At 42.4% G+C, this 18,668-nt stretch carries 15 protein-coding genes and 2 tRNA genes; all 17 read left to right on the plus strand.

The annotated features are described in order from the left end of the window. The first annotated feature begins 25 nt into the window (after positions 1 to 25). The 17 genes from mfd to ftsH all read left to right on the plus strand — a co-directional run bounded on the left by mfd (position 26) and on the right by ftsH (position 18,552). The gene (gene mfd, locus MHH68_RS00345) at positions 26 to 3,559 is read left to right on the plus strand and encodes a transcription-repair coupling factor (protein ID WP_058015841.1); all 3,534 of its coding nucleotides are present in this window, start codon (positions 26 to 28) and stop codon (positions 3,557 to 3,559) included. 139 nt (positions 3,560 to 3,698) lie between these two features. Then, positions 3,699 to 4,235 (plus strand): stage V sporulation protein T, encoded by a 537-nt coding sequence (spoVT, locus tag MHH68_RS00350; RefSeq protein WP_003217990.1) that lies wholly within the window; start codon positions 3,699 to 3,701, stop codon positions 4,233 to 4,235. A gap of 194 nt (positions 4,236 to 4,429) precedes the next feature. After that, the gene (locus MHH68_RS00355) at positions 4,430 to 6,034 is read left to right on the plus strand and encodes a polysaccharide biosynthesis protein (RefSeq protein WP_339164687.1); all 1,605 of its coding nucleotides are present in this window, start codon (positions 4,430 to 4,432) and stop codon (positions 6,032 to 6,034) included. Next, positions 6,024 to 7,502, plus strand: coding sequence for a nucleoside triphosphate pyrophosphohydrolase (gene mazG, locus MHH68_RS00360; protein ID WP_339164689.1), 1,479 nt, complete (start codon positions 6,024 to 6,026; stop codon positions 7,500 to 7,502). Before MHH68_RS00355 ends, mazG begins: the two co-directional genes overlap by 11 nt. A gap of 2 nt (positions 7,503 to 7,504) precedes the next feature. After that, positions 7,505 to 7,765, plus strand: coding sequence for an RNA-binding S4 domain-containing protein (locus tag MHH68_RS00365; protein ID WP_003217975.1), 261 nt, complete (start codon positions 7,505 to 7,507; stop codon positions 7,763 to 7,765). 74 nt (positions 7,766 to 7,839) lie between these two features. Further along, positions 7,840 to 8,148 carry a sporulation protein YabP gene (gene yabP / locus MHH68_RS00370; protein WP_003217974.1) on the plus strand — a complete coding sequence of 103 codons (309 nt, stop codon included), beginning with the start codon at positions 7,840 to 7,842 and terminating at the stop codon, positions 8,146 to 8,148. Continuing rightward, on the plus strand, positions 8,145 to 8,783 hold the full coding sequence (gene yabQ / locus MHH68_RS00375) for a spore cortex biosynthesis protein YabQ (protein ID WP_061406497.1): 639 nt from the start codon (positions 8,145 to 8,147) through the stop codon (positions 8,781 to 8,783). The genes yabP and yabQ overlap by 4 nt, the downstream gene beginning before the upstream one ends. An 18-nt stretch (positions 8,784 to 8,801) precedes the next feature. Then, entirely contained in the window at positions 8,802 to 9,176 is a 375-nt protein-coding gene (locus tag MHH68_RS00380; RefSeq protein WP_003217952.1) for a septum formation initiator family protein, read from the plus strand. 82 nt (positions 9,177 to 9,258) lie between these two features. Continuing rightward, positions 9,259 to 9,657 (plus strand): S1 domain-containing RNA-binding protein, encoded by a 399-nt coding sequence (locus tag MHH68_RS00385; protein WP_003217901.1) that lies wholly within the window; start codon positions 9,259 to 9,261, stop codon positions 9,655 to 9,657. A gap of 177 nt (positions 9,658 to 9,834) precedes the next feature. Beyond that, positions 9,835 to 9,908 (plus strand) — tRNA-Met (locus tag MHH68_RS00390). A gap of 26 nt (positions 9,909 to 9,934) precedes the next feature. Further along, positions 9,935 to 10,006 (plus strand) — tRNA-Glu (locus MHH68_RS00395). A 204-nt stretch (positions 10,007 to 10,210) separates the two neighbouring features. Then, positions 10,211 to 12,694: a stage II sporulation protein E gene (gene spoIIE / locus MHH68_RS00400; protein WP_144463329.1), complete on the plus strand. Its 2,484-nt coding sequence runs from the start codon at positions 10,211 to 10,213 to the stop codon at positions 12,692 to 12,694. Positions 12,695 to 12,771: 77 nt separating this feature from the next. Further along, positions 12,772 to 13,506 (plus strand): VWA domain-containing protein, encoded by a 735-nt coding sequence (locus tag MHH68_RS00405; protein ID WP_003217969.1) that lies wholly within the window; start codon positions 12,772 to 12,774, stop codon positions 13,504 to 13,506. Next, positions 13,490 to 14,497 (plus strand): protein kinase family protein, encoded by a 1,008-nt coding sequence (locus MHH68_RS00410; RefSeq protein ID WP_144463331.1) that lies wholly within the window; start codon positions 13,490 to 13,492, stop codon positions 14,495 to 14,497. Before MHH68_RS00405 ends, MHH68_RS00410 begins: the two co-directional genes overlap by 17 nt. A 96-nt stretch (positions 14,498 to 14,593) precedes the next feature. Next, positions 14,594 to 15,997 (plus strand): tRNA lysidine(34) synthetase TilS, encoded by a 1,404-nt coding sequence (tilS, locus tag MHH68_RS00415; protein WP_081042368.1) that lies wholly within the window; start codon positions 14,594 to 14,596, stop codon positions 15,995 to 15,997. Between the two features lie 15 nt (positions 15,998 to 16,012). Then, positions 16,013 to 16,552, plus strand: coding sequence for a hypoxanthine phosphoribosyltransferase (gene hpt / locus MHH68_RS00420; protein WP_003217950.1), 540 nt, complete (start codon positions 16,013 to 16,015; stop codon positions 16,550 to 16,552). A 95-nt stretch (positions 16,553 to 16,647) separates the two neighbouring features. After that, positions 16,648 to 18,552: an ATP-dependent zinc metalloprotease FtsH gene (ftsH, locus tag MHH68_RS00425; protein WP_034620893.1), complete on the plus strand. Its 1,905-nt coding sequence runs from the start codon at positions 16,648 to 16,650 to the stop codon at positions 18,550 to 18,552. Positions 18,553 to 18,668 lie beyond the last annotated feature (116 nt).

Consider the following 18,668-nt stretch of genomic DNA (forward strand, 5'->3'; position numbering starts at 1 on the left):
TAAACAAGCAGGGAGGAGGAGCCAAATGAAAAATATACAATCATTTATCAAACAAAGTGATGATTTTCAGTCCATTTTTAATGGGCTAAAGGAAGGGTTAAAAGAACAACTGCTCGCCGGACTATCAGGCTCCGTCAGATCTTTATTTACAGCCGCTATATCAGACGAACTTAAGCGGCCGATGTTTATTGTGACTCACAACTTATATCAAGCGCAGAAGGTCACAGATGATCTTGCCAGTGTGATGTCAGATCGCTCGGTCCTTCTTTATCCTGTGAATGAACTCATTGCTTCAGAAATTGCCGTTGCCAGCCCTGAGCTTAGAGCTCAGCGTCTAGATGTTCTGAACCGGCTGGCGAATGGAGAAAACCCCATTATCGTCACCCCGGCTGCTGCGGTGCGTAGAATGCTTCCGCCAGTTGAGCTCTGGAAGGAGAGTCAGATCCATTTAAAGCTTGGTGAAGAAATTGATTTGGAGGCGTTTTCAAAACAACTTGTACAAATCGGTTATGACCGGACGTCGATGGTTGCTGCGCCCGGAGATTTTAGTGTGCGCGGAGGAATCATTGATATTTATTCGTTAACGGAAGATCATCCAATTCGTATTGAGCTGTTTGATACTGAAGTAGACTCAATTCGAACGTTCCACTCGGATACACAGCGTTCATTAGAAACACTTCAAGAGATTAAAATCGGTCCCGCAAAAGAGCTGATTGTGAGAGGGCCTGAACGAGTGAGAGCCATTGAACAGCTTGATCAAGGACTTGCGAAGAGCTTAAAGAAATTCAACTCAGACCAGCAAAAAGAATTGCTGCATCAACATATTTCTGCTGATCGAGAGAAGCTGCTAGAAGGAATCGTGACACAGGAAATGACGAAGTACCTGTCCTATTTCTATGAAAAACCTGCTAGTTTGCTAGATTACACTTCACAGGATACGATTATTATTTTAGATGAAATTAGCAGAATTCAGGAGATGGAAGAACAGCTTGAGCAGGAAGAAGCTGATTGGACAATTAGTCTGCTTGAAGAAGGCAACATCCTTCATGATTTATCTCTTTCTTTTCCGTTCCAACAACTAATCAATCAGCAATCGCGGTCGATTCTGTACTACTCCTTGTTCCTGAGACATGTCCAGCAGACAAATCCGCAAAATATCGTCAATGTATCGAGTAAGCAAATGCAGAATTTCCACGGGCAGATGAATGTGCTCGCAAGTGAAATTGAACGCTACAAAAAACAACAATACACGGTTGTCTTCTTAGGTGCGGATGAAGAGCGTACAGACAAATTGTCTTCTGTCTTACATGATTATGACATTGAAGCTGCTCTTGCCAAGCCGGACGCAGAGCTTGTAAGCGGACAGGTGTATATTTTACAAGGTGAGCTACAAACAGGCTTTGAACTGCCGTTATCGAAAATTGCCGTGATCACAGAAGGCGAGCTCTTCAAAAAACGTGTGAAGAAGCAGGCACGTAAGCAAAAGCTGACCAATGCAGAGCGAATTAAGAGCTATTCCGAGCTTCAAGTCGGCGATTATGTGGTGCACATTAACCACGGGATCGGTAAGTATTTAGGAATTGAAACGCTTGAAATCGGCGGCATTCATAAAGATTATTTAAATATTCATTATCAAGGAAGCGACAAGCTTTATGTACCGGTTGAACAAATTGATCAGGTGCAGAAGTATGTTGGATCAGAAGGTAAAGAACCAAAGCTGTACAAACTAGGCGGCAGCGATTGGAAACGTGTGAAGAAAAAAGTGGAGTCATCTGTACAGGACATCGCAGATGATCTCATTAAGCTGTACGCAGAACGTGAGGCAAGTAAAGGGTATGCCTTCTCGCCTGATCATGAGATGCAGCGCCAGTTCGAATCAGCGTTCCCTTACCAGGAAACAGATGATCAAATCCGTTCGATTCATGAAATCAAACAAGACATGGAGCGGGAGCGTCCTATGGACCGCCTGCTTTGTGGAGATGTGGGATATGGAAAAACAGAAGTGGCGATTCGAGCCGCCTTCAAAGCAATTGCTGACGGGAAGCAAGTTGCTCTGCTTGTGCCGACAACCATCTTAGCGCAGCAGCATTTTGACACGATTATGGACCGATTCCAAGACTATCCTGTCAAAATTGCTCAGCTGAGCCGTTTCCGTACAAGAAAAGAAACAACCGAGACGTTAAAAGGTTTGAAAAACGGAACGATAGATATGGTGATCGGCACACACCGTTTGCTTTCGAAAGATATTGTCTATAAGGACTTAGGTCTGTTGATTATTGATGAAGAGCAGCGTTTTGGTGTGACGCATAAAGAGAAAATTAAACAGATGAAAGCCAATATCGATGTACTGACATTAACGGCTACGCCAATTCCGCGTACGCTGCATATGTCTATGCTTGGCGTACGGGATTTATCGGTTATTGAAACACCGCCTGAAAACCGTTTCCCTGTTCAAACCTATGTGGTTGAGTACAATGGCGCTTTAGTCAGAGAAGCGATAGAGCGAGAACTAGCACGTGGTGGTCAAGTGTACTTCCTGTACAACCGTGTCGAGGATATTGAACGCAAAGCAGATGAAATCTCTATGCTAGTTCCAGACGCGAAAGTCAGCTATGCACATGGGAAAATGAGTGAGAACGAGCTGGAATCAGTGATGATCAATTTCCTTGAAGGTGAATCAGATGTATTGGTCAGTACCACCATCATCGAAACGGGAGTCGATATTCCGAATGTGAACACGCTCATCGTTCACGATGCGGATAAAATGGGGCTTTCTCAGCTGTATCAGCTAAGAGGACGAGTAGGACGCTCGAATCGTGTCGCATATGCTTATTTCACGTATCGAAAAGATAAAGTTCTGTCTGAAGTAGCAGAGAAGAGACTTCAAGCTATTAAAGAATTCACAGAGCTCGGGTCAGGATTTAAAATTGCGATGCGTGATTTAACGATTCGAGGAGCAGGAAATTTACTTGGTGCACAGCAGCATGGATTCATTGATTCTGTTGGGTTCGACCTCTATTCCCAAATGCTGAAAGAAGCCATTGAAGAAAGAAGAGGCGATACAACGGCTCAAGATAAATTCGAACCGGAAATCGATCTACAAATCGATGCTTATATCCCTGACACTTACATTTCGGATGGAAAGCAAAAGATCGAGATGTATAAACAGTTCAGAGCGATTGGATCAATTGAAGAGCGAAAAGAGCTTCAAGATGAAATGATCGACCGATTCGGTGAATATCCGCAAGAAGTGGCGGATTTGTTCACAATTGCGACGATGAAAGTATACGCAGTGCAGGAACGTGTCGAATTGATCAAGATGGAGAAAGGCATTGTCAGACTCACCCTTGAAGAGCAAGCAAGCAGTGACATCGACGGTCAAAAATTATTTGCACTTGGCAGTAAATATGGCCGTGATATTGGCCTAGGAATGGAAGGCAGCAAGCTAATTATTTCTGTCCAGACGAAAGGTAAGAAGACGGAGGAATGGCTTGACATCGTTCTGAATATGCTACGAGGTCTTCAAGATGTGAAAAAGGAAACCATTCCATCTTCATAAAAATTTGTTTGTCTCTCGTGTATATTACGTTTGATGTGACGGATACTAATCTCAGGGTCAAGTGGTGAATGTTGCATAAAGTGGACGCTTTTGTTCCATTCACCCAACACATCATCAAACGAAAGAGAGGCAGCAGTGAATGAAAGCAACTGGAATTGTACGCCGCATCGATGATCTAGGTAGAGTGGTTATTCCGAAGGAGATTCGCAGAACATTGCGCATCCGGGAAGGAGATCCACTTGAGATTTTCGTCGACCGCGATGGAGAAGTAATTTTGAAGAAATATTCGCCGATTAGTGAGCTAGGAGACTTTGCGAAGGAATATGCTGATGCATTATTCGACAGTTTGGGTCATTCCATTCTGATTTGTGATCGAGATACGTATATTGCTGTGTCCGGCAGTTCGAAAAAAGAGTACTTAAATAAATCCATCAGTGATTTACTTGAACGAACAATGGACCAGCGTAATTCTGTATTAGAAGAAAGCAAAAAAGAAATTCAACTTGTCGATGGTATTGATGATGACGTATCTGCTTATACCATTGCACCTATTGTTGCAAACGGAGATCCGATTGGCGCCGTCGTCTTATTTTCTAAAGAGCGTTCAATGGGGGAAGTGGAGCATAAAGCGGCAGAAACGGCAGCTGGCTTCTTAGCCCGTCAAATGGAACACTAGGTCTAATAATTGTATATCATTTTGATAAAACAAAAGAATGCCGATGAAATCATTTTGATTTTGTCGGCGTTTTTTATATGGAATGAAACAAAACGAGGAATGTGCCGTCTACTCCTTAGAAAGAAACGGCTTTTCATTCACGTATGATATAATGAGTGCGTTTAACTGTAGATCTATTTTTAAAGGAGTCATCCATGAAAAATGCTGTGAATCAGCCGCATTGGCTTTTCCAAGGTGCGGTGATTTTGACCATCGCAGGCTTGTTATCAAAGATATTAAGTGCCGTTTATCGTGTTCCGTTCCAGAACATCGTAGGAGACACTGGTTTTTATATTTATCAGCAAGTGTACCCCTTCCTTGGTATTGCGATCATGCTCGGCACCACAGGGTTTCCTGTCATGGTGTCCAAGCTTCTAAGTGACCATGGGGAAGAGAATCGACAGATCATTACACGGGTATCCTTGGTCTATATCACCTTACTGAGCCTAGTCTTATTTCTTTGTCTTTACATAGGAGCAGGCAGAATTGCGAGCCTTATGGCGGACAGTCAATTGATCCTGCTTATCCAAATGAGTGCTTTCGTGTTTTTATTTCTGCCGCTTACCGTGATGCTGAGAGGCGTTTTTCAGAGTGACGGTATGATGCTTCCAACGGCTGTTTCTCAATTGATTGAGCAGCTCATCAGGGTAGGCGTCCTGCTTGTTTTATCCTTCTATTTCGTCAAGCATGGCTATTCGCTTTATGAAACAGGGGCGGGTGCAGTTTTCTCTTCCATAGCGGGAAGTGCGGCCTCGCTTATACTGCTTCTTTTTCTTTGGCTGACTTACCGAAAACAGTCTTCTACACGTATGGCAGTCAAGCAGGCGACACTTCGGAAAAAGGATGTTTTGAAGAGTTTGGTGCTGTATACATTGACGATTTGTGTCAGCGGACTGCTCATTTTATGGATGCAAATGATTGATGCTTTTCATCTGTATGCGTTGCTGCGCAGTGAGGGACTGAGTGAAGCCGCGGCAAAGGCGGCAAAAGGCGTGTATGACCGAGGGCAGCCGTTTTTACAGCTAGGGACAGTGTTTGCCATTAGCATCGGGACTTCTCTTGTGCCATTTTTATCAGCGGCCATGAGGAATGGAGAGCATGAAGTGATCAGGCAAAAAGTACGGACATCGTTTAAAACCACGTTGGTTTTAGGGATTGGTTCAGCAGTTGGGCTGATTTGTATTCTTTCGTCAGTTAATACAATGCTTTTTCGTAATGATTTAGGAACCGATGCGCTGCAAATATTCTGTATTTCCATCGCATTTACATCGATTGCGATTACGCAAGCAGCTTTACTTCAAGGGCTCGGGCATACTGTGTATCCGGCTGTTGTGGTACTGCTCAGTGTGCTGGTGAAGTGGATACTTACGCTTGCACTGGTCCCGCTATTTGGCATCTACGGTGCCGCATGGTCAACCGTGTGCGGTTTTCTTGCTGCCGCTCTGCTCAATGCCGTTTATTTGAAACATAAAGGGTGGATTTCGTTGAGAGAGCTGTTCCCAGTGAAAATTCTTTTATCAGCCGCTTTCATGGCCATTGTCTTAATAGGGTATCAGGCGCTGTTTTCTTGGGTCATTCCCTTTGAAAAACGTCCTTTTTCCGTTTTAGAGAGCCTGACGTCAGTTTTTATTGGTGGTTTCGCCTTTTTATATAGTATTCTTAAGCTAGAAGTATTTACGGACGAGGAATGGAGACTCATTCCATTAGGAGAAAAGATTTTATATTTTAAACAGATGAGAGGGAATCAAAATGGCAGGTAAGATTACCGTCGTCGGTCTTGGGGCAGGCGACATGGATCAGCTGACGCTCGGTGTTTACAAGCAGCTGAAGCAGGCGAAAGAAGTATTTATGAGAACGCAGGACCATCCGCTGACCGCAGAGTTGATGCAGGAGGTCCCATCGCTGACCTTTTTTGATGAGATTTATGAAAAGCACGATCAGTTTGATTCGGTCTATCAGGAAATCACGGAAATTTTATTTACAGAGGCTGCTGAAAAGGAGATTGTGTACGCAGTACCAGGTCACCCATTTGTCGCAGAAAAGACCGTCCAGCTATTAGTTTCTCAGCATCAAGAGCGCGGGATTGAGGTGTCTGTTGCAGGTGGACAAAGCTTTTTAGATGCGACGTTTAACTCCTTGCAGATCGACCCAATCGAGGGATTCCAATTCGTTGACGCAGGAGATATGAGAGCGGACGATCTGAAATTGACCCAGCATGTCCTCATTTGTCAGGTATATGATCAGATCACCGCTTCGAATGTGAAACTCACGCTGATGGAAAAGCTTCCAGACGATTATGAAGTCTATATTGTGACTGCGGCTGGAAGCAGCCTGGAACAGATTACTGCCGTTCCTTTATTTGAACTTGATCGAGATGTGTCGATAAATAACTTAACAAGTGTTTATGTACCTCCGATTCAAGATGAAAAGCTGCTTTATCAACAATTTGACACCTTCCGTGACGTCATCCGTACATTAAGAGGTCCGGGCGGCTGTCCATGGGATCAAAAACAAACCAATGAGTCACTGAAACCCTATTTAATTGAAGAATGCTATGAACTGCTTGAAGCGATAGATGAAGATGATCCAGACCATATGGTGGAAGAGCTCGGAGATGTGATGCTGCAGGTGTTACTTCATGCTCAAATCGGTGAAGATGACGGCTTTTTCTCAATTGATGATGTCATCCAGCATGTCACAGAAAAAATGATTCGTAGACATCCCCATGTGTTTGGCGACACAAATGTTTCTGAAGCAGAAGAGGTGGTCGTCAACTGGGAAAAAATCAAGCAGCAGGAGAAACCGGAGCGGGCAGCCTCCATGTTGCAATCCATCCCGGCGACGCTTCCAGCACTAACAAAGGCATATAAGCTCCAAAAGAAAGCCGCCAAAGTAGGCTTTGATTGGACAGATGTGAAAGATATTTGGAACAAATACGAAGAAGAAAAGCAGGAATTTCTCGTTGAAGTAGCAGAGAAGCCGGACGAAAGTGCAACGAAGCAGATGAAAGATGAATTTGGAGATCTTTTGTTTGTTCTCGTCAACATTGGAAGGTTCTATCAGCTAGAGCCTGAAACAGCGCTCGCTTCAGCCAACACAAAATTCATGCGACGTTTTCAGCATATCGAACAAAAAGCAAAGGACATGGGACGTTCATTAGAGGATTTAACGCTAGAGGAAATGGACGATCTATGGAACGATGCCAAACGTATAGAAAGAGGTGAGTAAACATGAGATTAGATAAATTTTTAAAAGTGTCTCGTTTAATAAAAAGAAGAACATTGGCAAAAGAAGTCGCTGATCAAGGCAGAATTTCTATTAACGGCACACAGGCGAAAGCCAGCTCTGACGTGAAAGAAGGAGACGAGCTTAAAATCCGTTTTGGTCAAAAACTAGTGACGGTTCAAGTGAACGAGTTAAAGGACACAACGAAAAAAGAAGAAGCCGCTGGCATGTATACTGTGCTAAAAGAAGAAAAAACAGCGGAATAGGGCTTGTTCTAAATGATCCTCCTGTCACATACAATGCAGTAACAATGCAAGTATGAGATATGGGGGATGTATAAATGAATCAATATTATAATCAACCTCAAGGCACGAAGCTGTCATCAGAAGCGGAACACAATATCACAATGCGAAACAGAAAGCATTTAGATATTACCGGCGTCAAACAGGTGGAAAGCTTTGATAATGAAGAATTTCTGCTTGAGACGGTCATGGGGATTCTCGCTATCCGTGGAGAAAATCTGCAAATGAAAAACCTAGACGTCGAAAAAGGCGTTGTGTCGATTAAAGGACGTGTCTTTGACTTAATTTATGTAGATGAGCAGCACGGGGAGAAAGCTAAAGGATTTTTTAGCAAGCTGTTTAAATGACGCTGACAGTCCAGTTTTATACGATGCTTTCGATGGTAGCGATGGGCATCTGGCTGGGCGCATCGCTTGATACGTACAAGCTGTTTGTGAATCGGGAAAAGACAGCAAAATGGCTTTTGATCATACACGATCTCCTTTTTTGGCTGGTACAGGGACTCTTATTCTTTTATGTTCTGCTGCTGACAAATGAGGGAGAATTCAGGGTTTATATCTTTCTAGCTGTTGCACTAGGTTTCTCGATGTATCAGGCATTGATGAAACAGCTGTATATGAATATTCTCAAGTTTATGGTGATGTGTGTGTATCAAGCCGCTCTCATCTTGAAACGGCTGGTCAAGTCCATCGTCTTCCAGCCAATCCGCTGGCTGATGACCTTAATCATAAGTGCTATTATGTTCTTGCTCCACTTGCTCTTACGTCTTGTTCATTTTACGTTTCGGCTCGTGTGGAAGGTGCTGTCCATTGTTTGTTATCCGCTCATCTGGTTACTTAATGTGACCATCATTCATCGGATTCCCGAAAAATGGCGAACATCAATGAGATTGTTTTTCTCTAAAGGAGCAGGAATTTTACAAGGGACCAAGAAATTATCTGGTACCATCAAAACGAAATGGAAACAATTCTGGACAAAGTAAGAGAGGAGGCCTTCAACCTTGAACAAGAGAAAAAGAAATATCGCACAAATTCAAAATGATTATCAAAAACAAATGGAACAGCAAGCACAGCGCTTAAAACGCAAACGCCGTGGACTCCTAAGAAGGCTTACCGTGTTTGGTGTGATCGTGCTCATGTTTGCTGTCTTGGTGACAAGTGCCCTCTGGTCGCAATCGTCTTCATTAAAGGAAAAAGAAGAGAAGAAGGTTGCACTCGAAAAAGAATTGAAGCAATTACAAACAAAGCAGGAAGATATTTCTGATGAAATTAAAAAGCTGAAAAGCAAGGAATACGTACTCGAACTGGCACGACGGGACTATTATATGTCCAAAAAAGGCGAAAAAATCTTTGATGTGGGCAATAAGAGCGATTAGCCTTGTTGACACTTAAAATTCAGTTTATGTATAATTGAACAAATGAGATTTTTTTATAAGTCTAAGGAGGAGCACTTTTTTTATGTCGATTGAAGTTGGCAGCAAGTTACAAGGGAAAGTTACGGGCATTACAAATTTTGGAGCTTTTGTGGAGTTGCCAGGCGGTTCAACTGGTCTCGTTCATATCAGTGAGGTAGCCGATAACTATGTAAAAGATATTAATGAGCATTTAAAAGTCGGTGAACAAGTTGAAGTGAAAGTGATTAACGTTGAAAAAGACGGTAAAATCGGCTTGTCCATTAAAAAAGCAAAAGATCGTCCTCAACAACAACAATCAAGACCGAGCAGAAATGATTTCCGTCCGAAGGAATCGTTTGAGCAAAAAATGAACAAATTCTTAAAAGATAGTGAAGACCGCTTAACATCTTTAAAACGTAACACGGAATCAAAACGTGGGGGACGCGGAGCAAGAAGAGGTTAACTTGTTGCTGCTTTCTATATATCTTTCACAACAAAGCACCTGCTGACCGCAGGTGCTTTTTTTCTTGATCCATACGACATTTTTTGAGATTTCGTCATTTAATTTAAAACTTCCTATTGACGGACAAGCGATTCCTTTGTATTATAGATCTTGTGCTTCTTAGCGCATTTTCATTATGGCGGTGTAGCTCAGCTGGCTAGAGCGTACGGTTCATACCCGTGAGGTCGGGGGTTCGATCCCCTCCGCCGCTATCCTTTTGATTAGAACATAAAAGCAAGGCCCGTTGGTCAAGCGGTTAAGACACCGCCCTTTCACGGCGGTAACACGGGTTCGAATCCCGTACGGGTCATCTTCGAAAACAGCCTTCCTTAGGAAAGCTGTTTTTTTGTGTCTTCGTAAAATTCTGATGAAAGACATCGACTTTCATGAAAGTATGCCTCTTTGACGAATAAAGCGTCGAACGTTTTATGGAAACGACAACTTCTTTTGACAAAATTTCTTTTTCACCTTCGCTATAATGACAAGCAACGAATATCAGGTGGGGGATGAAAAGATGGAAAAACTAGAAAGAAGAACTGATTTAACAGGAGCAGGGTTTGAAAGAATCAGTGCAGGGTTAAAAAAGATGAAAAACCTGTTTCTTCATCATACGCATTCTCTTTTTTTCTATAAAGGGTTTATTTATGTCGTTCTTGGTTTTTTATTAGGACGAGCCTTTATATTATCTGAAATTATGCCGTTTGCTCTGCCTTTCTTTGGCTCCATGCTGCTTATCAAAAGAGATAAGTCTATGCTCGCTTGTCTCGCTTTACTTGCTGGAGCTATGACGATATCACCTCAAAATGCATTGTTTGTGTTTGCGTCGCTGATCGTATTCCTTCTGATGTCCAAGGTGGTTTCTTTCATCATCAAAGACCCAGTGAAAACATTGCCGGTTGTCATTGTGCTGTCAATGCTGATCACCAGAGGAGCATTTGTTTACCTAGAGCAAGGTGCTGTGCAAAGCTACGATTACGTCATGGCGGGTGTCGAAGCAGGACTTGCCTTCATTTTGACACTGATTTTCCTTCAAAGCCTGCCGATTTTTACAGTCAGAAAAATCAAACACTCCTTAAAGGTTGAAGAAATTATTTGTTTTATGATTTTGATTGCCTCAGTTTTAACAGGTCTGGCAGGGATCACATTTCAAGGAATGCAGGCAGAACATATTTTGTCACGATATGTAGTGCTGAGCTTTGCTTTCATTGGAGGAGCGAGTATTGGTTGTACAGTGGGTGTCGTCACTGGATTAATTCTTGGTCTCGCTAACATCGGAAACCTTTATCAGATGAGTCTTCTTGCCTTTTCAGGTTTATTAGGGGGATTGCTGAAAGAGGGGAAGAAAGCAGGAGCAGCCATTGGCTTAATTGTGGGTTCCTTACTTATTTCCTTGTACGGAGAAGGATCAGCAGGACTCATAACCACGCTATATGAATCATTGATTGCGGTTGCGCTCTTCTTGCTCACGCCACAATCAGTGACCTCTAAGGTAGCGAAATATATTCCTGGTACGGTAGAGCATGTACAGGAACAGCAGCAATACGCCCGGAAAGTACGAGATGTGACAGCAAAAAAGGTAGACCAATTTTCTAATGTATTTCATGCGCTGTCTGAGAGTTTTGCGACATTTTATGAATCCATTCCTGAAGAAAAGAAACAGGAAGAGGATGTAGATCTTTTTTTAAGTACGATCACAGAACGATCCTGTCAAACGTGCTATAAGAAAAATAAATGCTGGGTGCAGAACTTTGATACAACCTATGAACTGATGAAACAAGTTATGCATGAATCTGATGAAAAAACCTACGAGCAAAACCGGAAATTGAAGAAGAAATTTAGCCAGCACTGCTCAAAATCAAAACATGTCGAGGAATTGATTGAAGAGGAGATCGCTTACTATAAAGCCAATCAGACCCTGAAGAAAAAGGTCCAAGACAGCAGACGACTGGTAGCTGAACAACTGATGGGCGTTTCACAAGTGATGGAGGATTTTTCCCGGGAAATAAAACGGGAAAGAGAACAGCATTTTATTCAAGAAGAGCAGATGATAGAAGCACTTCAACACTTTGGAATTGAAATTCAGCAAGTAGAAATTTATAGCTTAGAGCAGGGGAATGTCGATATTGAAATGAGAATCCCATATTGCCAAGGGCATGGTGAATGTGAAAAAATCATCGCCCCTATGCTCTCAGATATTTTAGAAGAACAGATTTTAGTCAAAGCAGAGCAGTGTGCAGAGCACCCAACAGGCTATTGCCACGTTGTATTTGGTTCTGCAAAATCATATCGAGTGGCTACAGGCGTAGCGCATGCAGCAAAAGGCGGAGGATTAGTGTCTGGAGACAGCTACAGTATGATGGAGCTGGGTGCGGGCAAATATGCCGCAGCTATTAGTGATGGAATGGGCAATGGAGCAAGGGCTCATTTTGAAAGCAATGAAACGATTAAGCTGTTAGAAAAAATATTGGCATCAGGTATCAATGAAAAAGTAGCGATCAAAACCATTAATAGTATTTTATCTTTACGAACGACTGATGAAATCTATTCAACATTAGATTTATCCATTATTGATTTACAGGATGCGAGCTGTAAGTTCCTCAAGATTGGTTCAACACCCAGCTTTATTAAACGGGGTGATCAGGTGATGAAGGTACAAGCAAGCAACTTACCGATTGGAATTATTGATGAATTTGAAGTGGAGGTTGTGAGTGAACAGATGAAGGCAGGAGATCTGCTGATTATGATGAGTGATGGCATTTTCGAAGGACCAAAGCATATTGAAAATCATGATCTCTGGGTGAAGCGCAAAATGAAAAGCTTTAAAACAGAAGATCCGCAAGAGATTGCTGATTTATTAATGGAAGAGGTCATTCGAACAAGATCGGGTCAAATTGACGACGATATGACGGTTGTTGTCATCAGGCTTGATCACAATACTCCAAAATGGGCATCCATTCCGACGGGTACATTCTATCTTGAGAAACAAGAGATTTCTTGAAATATCGTATAATATGAAATTCTTCTGGCGATGATGGGGATATAAAGCATTCAGTTACGATCCCAGGAGGAATGAAGATGCGAAAAGGTCACGTAAACCAAATCTTATTGATTACAGATGGCTGCTCAAATCACGGGGAAGATCCACTTGCGATTGCCTCATTGGCAAAGGAACAAGGGATTACAGTCAATGTCATTGGCATTATGGAGGAAAACAGACACGATCATGAAGCAATGAAAGAAGTTGAGGGGATTGCTCTAGCAGGCGGAGGCATTCATCAAGTTGTCTACGTCCAGCAGTTATCTCAAACGGTACAAATGGTCACAAAAAAAGCGATGACACAAACCTTACAAGGTGTTGTGAATAAAGAATTGCAGCAAATACTTGGCAAAGATACTGAAATAGAAGAGCTTCCGCCTGATAAGCGCGGGGAAGTGATGGAAGTAGTCGATGAGTTAGGAGAGACAGTTCACCTTCAAGTACTTGTGCTTGTTGATACAAGTGCAAGTATGAAACCGAAGCTGCCGACCGTTAAAGAAGCACTCATTGATCTCTCCATTAGTTTAAATTCAAGAATTGGTGAAAATCAGTTTGGGATGTGTATATTTCCCGGGAAAAACTCAGATGCTGAAATTGTGTTGAATTGGACGCCTCGATTCGATTCACTATCATCTATTTTCCCGAAACTGACCACAGGAGGAATCACTCCAACTGGACCAGCGCTTCGAGAAGCGCTCCAGCATTTCAAATCAGTTCGTTCGCGTAAAGGGCTGCTTGAAGCAAAGGAAGAGCATGATGAATTCGGCTTCTAACATTCCGTTAGGCACGGTGATTCAAGGGAAATGGCATCACCATCATTACCGCATTGTAAAAGAGCTAGGAAAAGGGGCGAACGGTATTGTCTATCTAGCCGAATCGCCAAATGGTCAAGTAGCCCTTAAAGTGAGTGATGACAGTATGCTCATTGCATCTGAAGTCAATGTATTAAAATCCTTTTCTAAGGCTCCTGTGAAAACCATGGGGCCTTCTTTTTATGATATGGATGATGCGATTTATCCCGGCATGCTTCAAAAGCGTTCCTTTTATGTGATGGAGTATGTCAGAGGCCCATTACTGCTGGAATTTGTCAAACAAAAAGGTGATGAGTGGATCGTCGTTTTAATGGTTCAGCTTTTATCTAATTTGGCTCATTTACATCAAGAAGGGTGGATATTTGGTGACTTGAAGCCAGATAATCTCATCGTGTCAGGTCCCCCGGCCGCGATTCGGTGCATTGATGTAGGGGGAACGACAAAAGCGGGCAGGGCAATCAAGGAATATACAGAGTTTTTTGATCGAGGCTATTGGGGATTCGGCACAAGAAAGGCAGAGCCATCCTATGATCTATTTGCCTTAAGCATGGTAATGGTGAATTGTGCGTATAAGAAAGAATTCAAAAAAGGAGCAGAACCAGAAAAGCAGCTTTACAGAGCCATTGAAGGACATCCATTATTAAAGCAATATGAGAGGGTGTTAAAGGCCGCTCTACAAGGTAAATATCAATCAGCGGCGGCTATGAAGAGTGCGATGCTGAAAGAAGGACAGCTGATCGCTTCAAGAAAAGCGAGTCAAAAGAAGCAACAGAAAAAAAACGGGCAAAAGCCCGCTGTTCAACAAAATCAACATGTGACTTCACGATCGAGAGTTGCAGCAGCAAAAAGAACACAAGTACGCAAAAAATCGGGTGGGCTTTTTGAAACTATTCTTATCGTGTGCAGTGTACTTGCTCTTTACTGTGCATATGTAGTTTTGTTCCTGCTATAGACCTGTAAAAAAGCAGGCTTCATCTTTGCTTGGAGCTACTGAAAGTGATAGGATATGTATATCTTTAAATTACCTGCTCTTTGTGAGGAGGAAGTTGTGAATAGAATTGAATCATTTTTGAAAAAACATGATGTTTACCTTGAAAATACGACAGTCATTGTCGGGGTTTCTGGCGGACCAGATTCCATGCTTTTACTGCACGAACTAAACAAACGTCGCAAAGATTCCTTTCAGCTGATTGCAGCCCATGTAGATCACATGTTCAGAGGAGAAGAATCTTTTGCTGATTTGGCATTTGTTGAGGCATACTGCAAGGAGCAAGAAATTCCTTTTGAATCGGCCCGCATACAAGTTGCCCAATATGCAAAAGAAAACCACTTAAACAAACAGGCAGCTGCAAGAGAGTGCAGATATGCTTTCTTTCGTCAATTGATGGAGCAATACAACGCTCAATTTATAGCGCTTGCACATCATGGGGACGACCAAGTAGAAACAATGATGATGAGGCTTGTGAGAGGGACAGTTGGAATAGGGCTCGCAGGTATCCAAGCAAAACGTCCTTATCAAGGTGGATGGCTGATTCGGCCGCTCATTGGATATTCCAAGGATGACGTGCTGACCGCTTGTGAAAAAGAACATATCCCCTATGTCATTGATCAAAGCAATCACACAGATGACTACTTGAGAAACCGGGTAAGAAGACACATTCTTCCCGTGTTAAAAGAAGAGGCACCTCATGTACATGAAAGCTTTCAGTTTGTAAGTGATATGCTGACTGAAGATGAGCAATACTTGCAGGCATTAACAAAGGAACAAATGAACCAAGTGATAACGAATCAATCGCCTAAGCAAATTAAGATCAAAACGAAGCCTTTGCTTGACCTGCCTTTGCCTTTACAAAGAAGAGGCATTCAACTAATATTAAACTATCTTTATGAAAACACTCAATCAGCGTTTTCAAACCAGCATATTCTAGGGACTTTGGACTGGTTATCTCATACCGAACAACCGTCTGGATCATTAGATTTGCCAAAAGGTTTACAAGCTGTCAAGTCTTATGATTACTGTATGTTTACCTTTGAACGATCGCTTGTACTAGACCAGTCTTATGCTCTTCACTTAAAGGGCGAACTTGGAGAGAAGCTTTTCCTTCCAAATGGGCAGTCTATTGTGGTATCAAATCATGTTCCGGAGGATGCACGGAACGGAAACCATTTTTTCTTGCTTCAAAAAGATCATGTTCGTTTCCCTTTGATCATTCGCTCACGAAAAAATGGTGATCGAATTAAACTTAAAGGGATGAATGGATCAAAAAAGGTGAAGGATATATTTATTGATAAAAAAGTGCCTCTTGCAGAAAGAGACAGCTGGCCGATCGTCACTGACTCGGATCATCAAATCATCTGGATCCCAGGTCTGAAAAAATCCGTTTTTGAAGAAATTGATATGACAAACAGCGATCTCATTGTATTACAATATAGACAGCATGAAAATTTGTAGGGGGCAAGCAAAAGCATGAAACAAGATATTGAAAAGGTTTTGATCTCAGAAGAAGAGATCCAGCAAAAAGTGAAGGAACTGGGTGCAACATTAACCAGCGATTATGATGGTAAATTTCCCCTGGCTATTGGTGTTTTGAAAGGGGCTCTTCCATTTATGGCAGACCTGATCAAGCACATTGATACATATTTAGAACTTGATTTTATGGATGTATCTAGCTACGGAAAATCTACCGTATCTTCAGGAGAAGTAAAGATCATTAAAGATCTAGATACTTCTGTTGAAGGAAGAGATATTTTAATTATGGAAGATATCATCGACAGTGGGTTAACTTTGAGCTATCTGGTAGAGCTTTTCCGATACCGTAAAGCAAACTCCATAAAAATTGTGACATTGCTTGATAAACCAAGCGGTCGTAAAGCAGACATCAAAGCAGATTATGTTGGATTTGAAGTGCCAGATGCATTTGTTGTCGGCTATGGATTGGATTTCGCTGAACGTTACCGAAACCTCCCGTATATTGGAGTGTTAAAACCATCTGTTTACGAAGGCTAATCAGCATACGTATACATGAGGTTATTGGTTGTATTGGAATGATTTTCTATGATACTATTGAACATAGTTGTGCTTACTGTGGGAGGAGGTAAGGAATGAATCGGGTTTTTCGTAATACGATTTTTTATATACTTATTTTATTACTTGTGATAGGGGTAGTCAGTTGGTTAGGATCCCCTAATCAAAAGCCTGAGAACATGTCTTACAGCAAATTTTCGCAAAATCTAAGTGCGGGAAAAGTGGAGAGTATCTCCATTCAGCCTGTAAGAGGGGTTTATGAAATTCGTGGTCAATTAGATGGCGCGAAGAAAGATGAATACTTCATTACCCATGTTCCAGATGGTCAAGGTGTTGACCAGATTTACAGTGCACTGAAGAATACAGATGTAAAAGTAGAACCCGCACCTGAAACAAATGGATGGCTGCAAGTTTTGACAACCATCATTCCGTTCATCATCATCTTTATCCTGTTCTTCTTCTTATTGAACCAAGCTCAGGGCGGTGGAAGCCGTGTTATGAACTTTGGTAAAAGTAAGGCGAAGCTTTACACAGAAGAGAAGAAACGTGTGAAATTTAAAGATGTTGCCGGTGCAGATGAAGAAAAGCAAGAGCTTGTAGAAGTGGTTGAATTCCTGAAGGATCCACGTAAATTTGCGGAGCTTGGCGCAAGAATTCCTAAAGGGGTTTTACTAGTAGGACCTCCAGGTACAGGTAAAACATTACTTGCGAGAGCATCTGCAGGAGAAGCAGGCGTTCCTTTCTTCAGCATCAGTGGTTCTGACTTCGTCGAGATGTTCGTCGGTGTCGGTGCATCACGTGTACGTGATTTATTCGAAAATGCGAAAAAGAATGCACCATGCTTGATCTTTATTGATGAGATTGATGCAGTGGGTCGTCAGCGTGGAGCCGGTCTTGGCGGTGGTCATGACGAGCGTGAACAAACGCTTAACCAGCTTCTTGTTGAAATGGATGGTTTTAGTGCGAACGAAGGTATTATTATCATCGCTGCGACGAACCGTGCAGATATCCTAGATCCTGCATTGCTGCGTCCGGGACGCTTTGACCGTCAAATTACGGTTGACCGCCCAGATGTCATTGGCCGTGAAGAAGTACTGAAGGTTCATGCGAAAAACAAACCGCTTGATGATACAGTGAACTTGAAAGCCATTGCAAGCAGAACACCTGGGTTCTCTGGAGCAGATCTTGAGAACTTACTAAACGAAGCAGCACTTGTTGCTGCCCGTCATAACAAAAAGAAAATTGATATGCGTGATATCGACGAAGCGACTGATCGTGTCATCGCTGGGCCGGCGAAGAAAAGCCGCGTCATTTCGAAGAAAGAACGTAATATCGTGGCTTACCATGAAGCAGGTCATACCGTCATTGGTCTTATCCTAGACGAAGCGGACATGGTGCATAAAGTAACGATCGTTCCTCGTGGTCAGGCAGGCGGATATGCGGTCATGCTTCCAAGAGAAGACCGTTATTTCCAAACGAAGCCAGAGCTTCTTGATAAAATTGTCGGCTTGCTCGGCGGTCGTGTTGCAGAGGAAATTACGTTTGGTGAAGTAAGCACAGGCGCTCACAACGACTTCCAGCGTGCAACAGGCATTGCAAGAAAAATGGTTACTGAGTTCGGTATGTCTGATAAGCTTGGTCCGCTTCAGTTCGGTCAAGCACAAGGTGGTCAAGTGTTCCTAGGCCGTGATTTTAACAACGAGCCGAATTATAGTGAAGCCATTGCTTACGAGATTGACCAAGAAATTCAGCGTTTCATCAAGGACAGCTACGAACGTGCGAAACAAATTCTCACTGAGAACAAAGATAAGCTAGAAATTATCGCACAAGCCCTTCTAGAAGTTGAAACATTAGATGCTGAACAAATTAAATCTCTTTACGAAACTGGAAAGCTTCCAGAGCGTGTATACGCAGATGACGAAGAGAAGAATGATGATGTGAAAGTGAACATCAAGAAAAAAGAAGAAGATGAGGAGATCTAATCTCCCTCTGTGAAAGCTGCCGGGATCACCGGCAGCTTTTTTTATTTCAATTCCTGAATGGATCGGTTTCGAATTGTTTACAAATAGAACTCAATTCGTGTATGGTATGATAGAAA

The sequence above is a fragment of the Bacillus sp. FSL K6-2841 genome (assembly GCF_037976435.1).
In the GTDB taxonomy this organism is placed as follows: domain Bacteria; phylum Bacillota; class Bacilli; order Bacillales; family Bacillaceae; genus Bacillus; species Bacillus pumilus.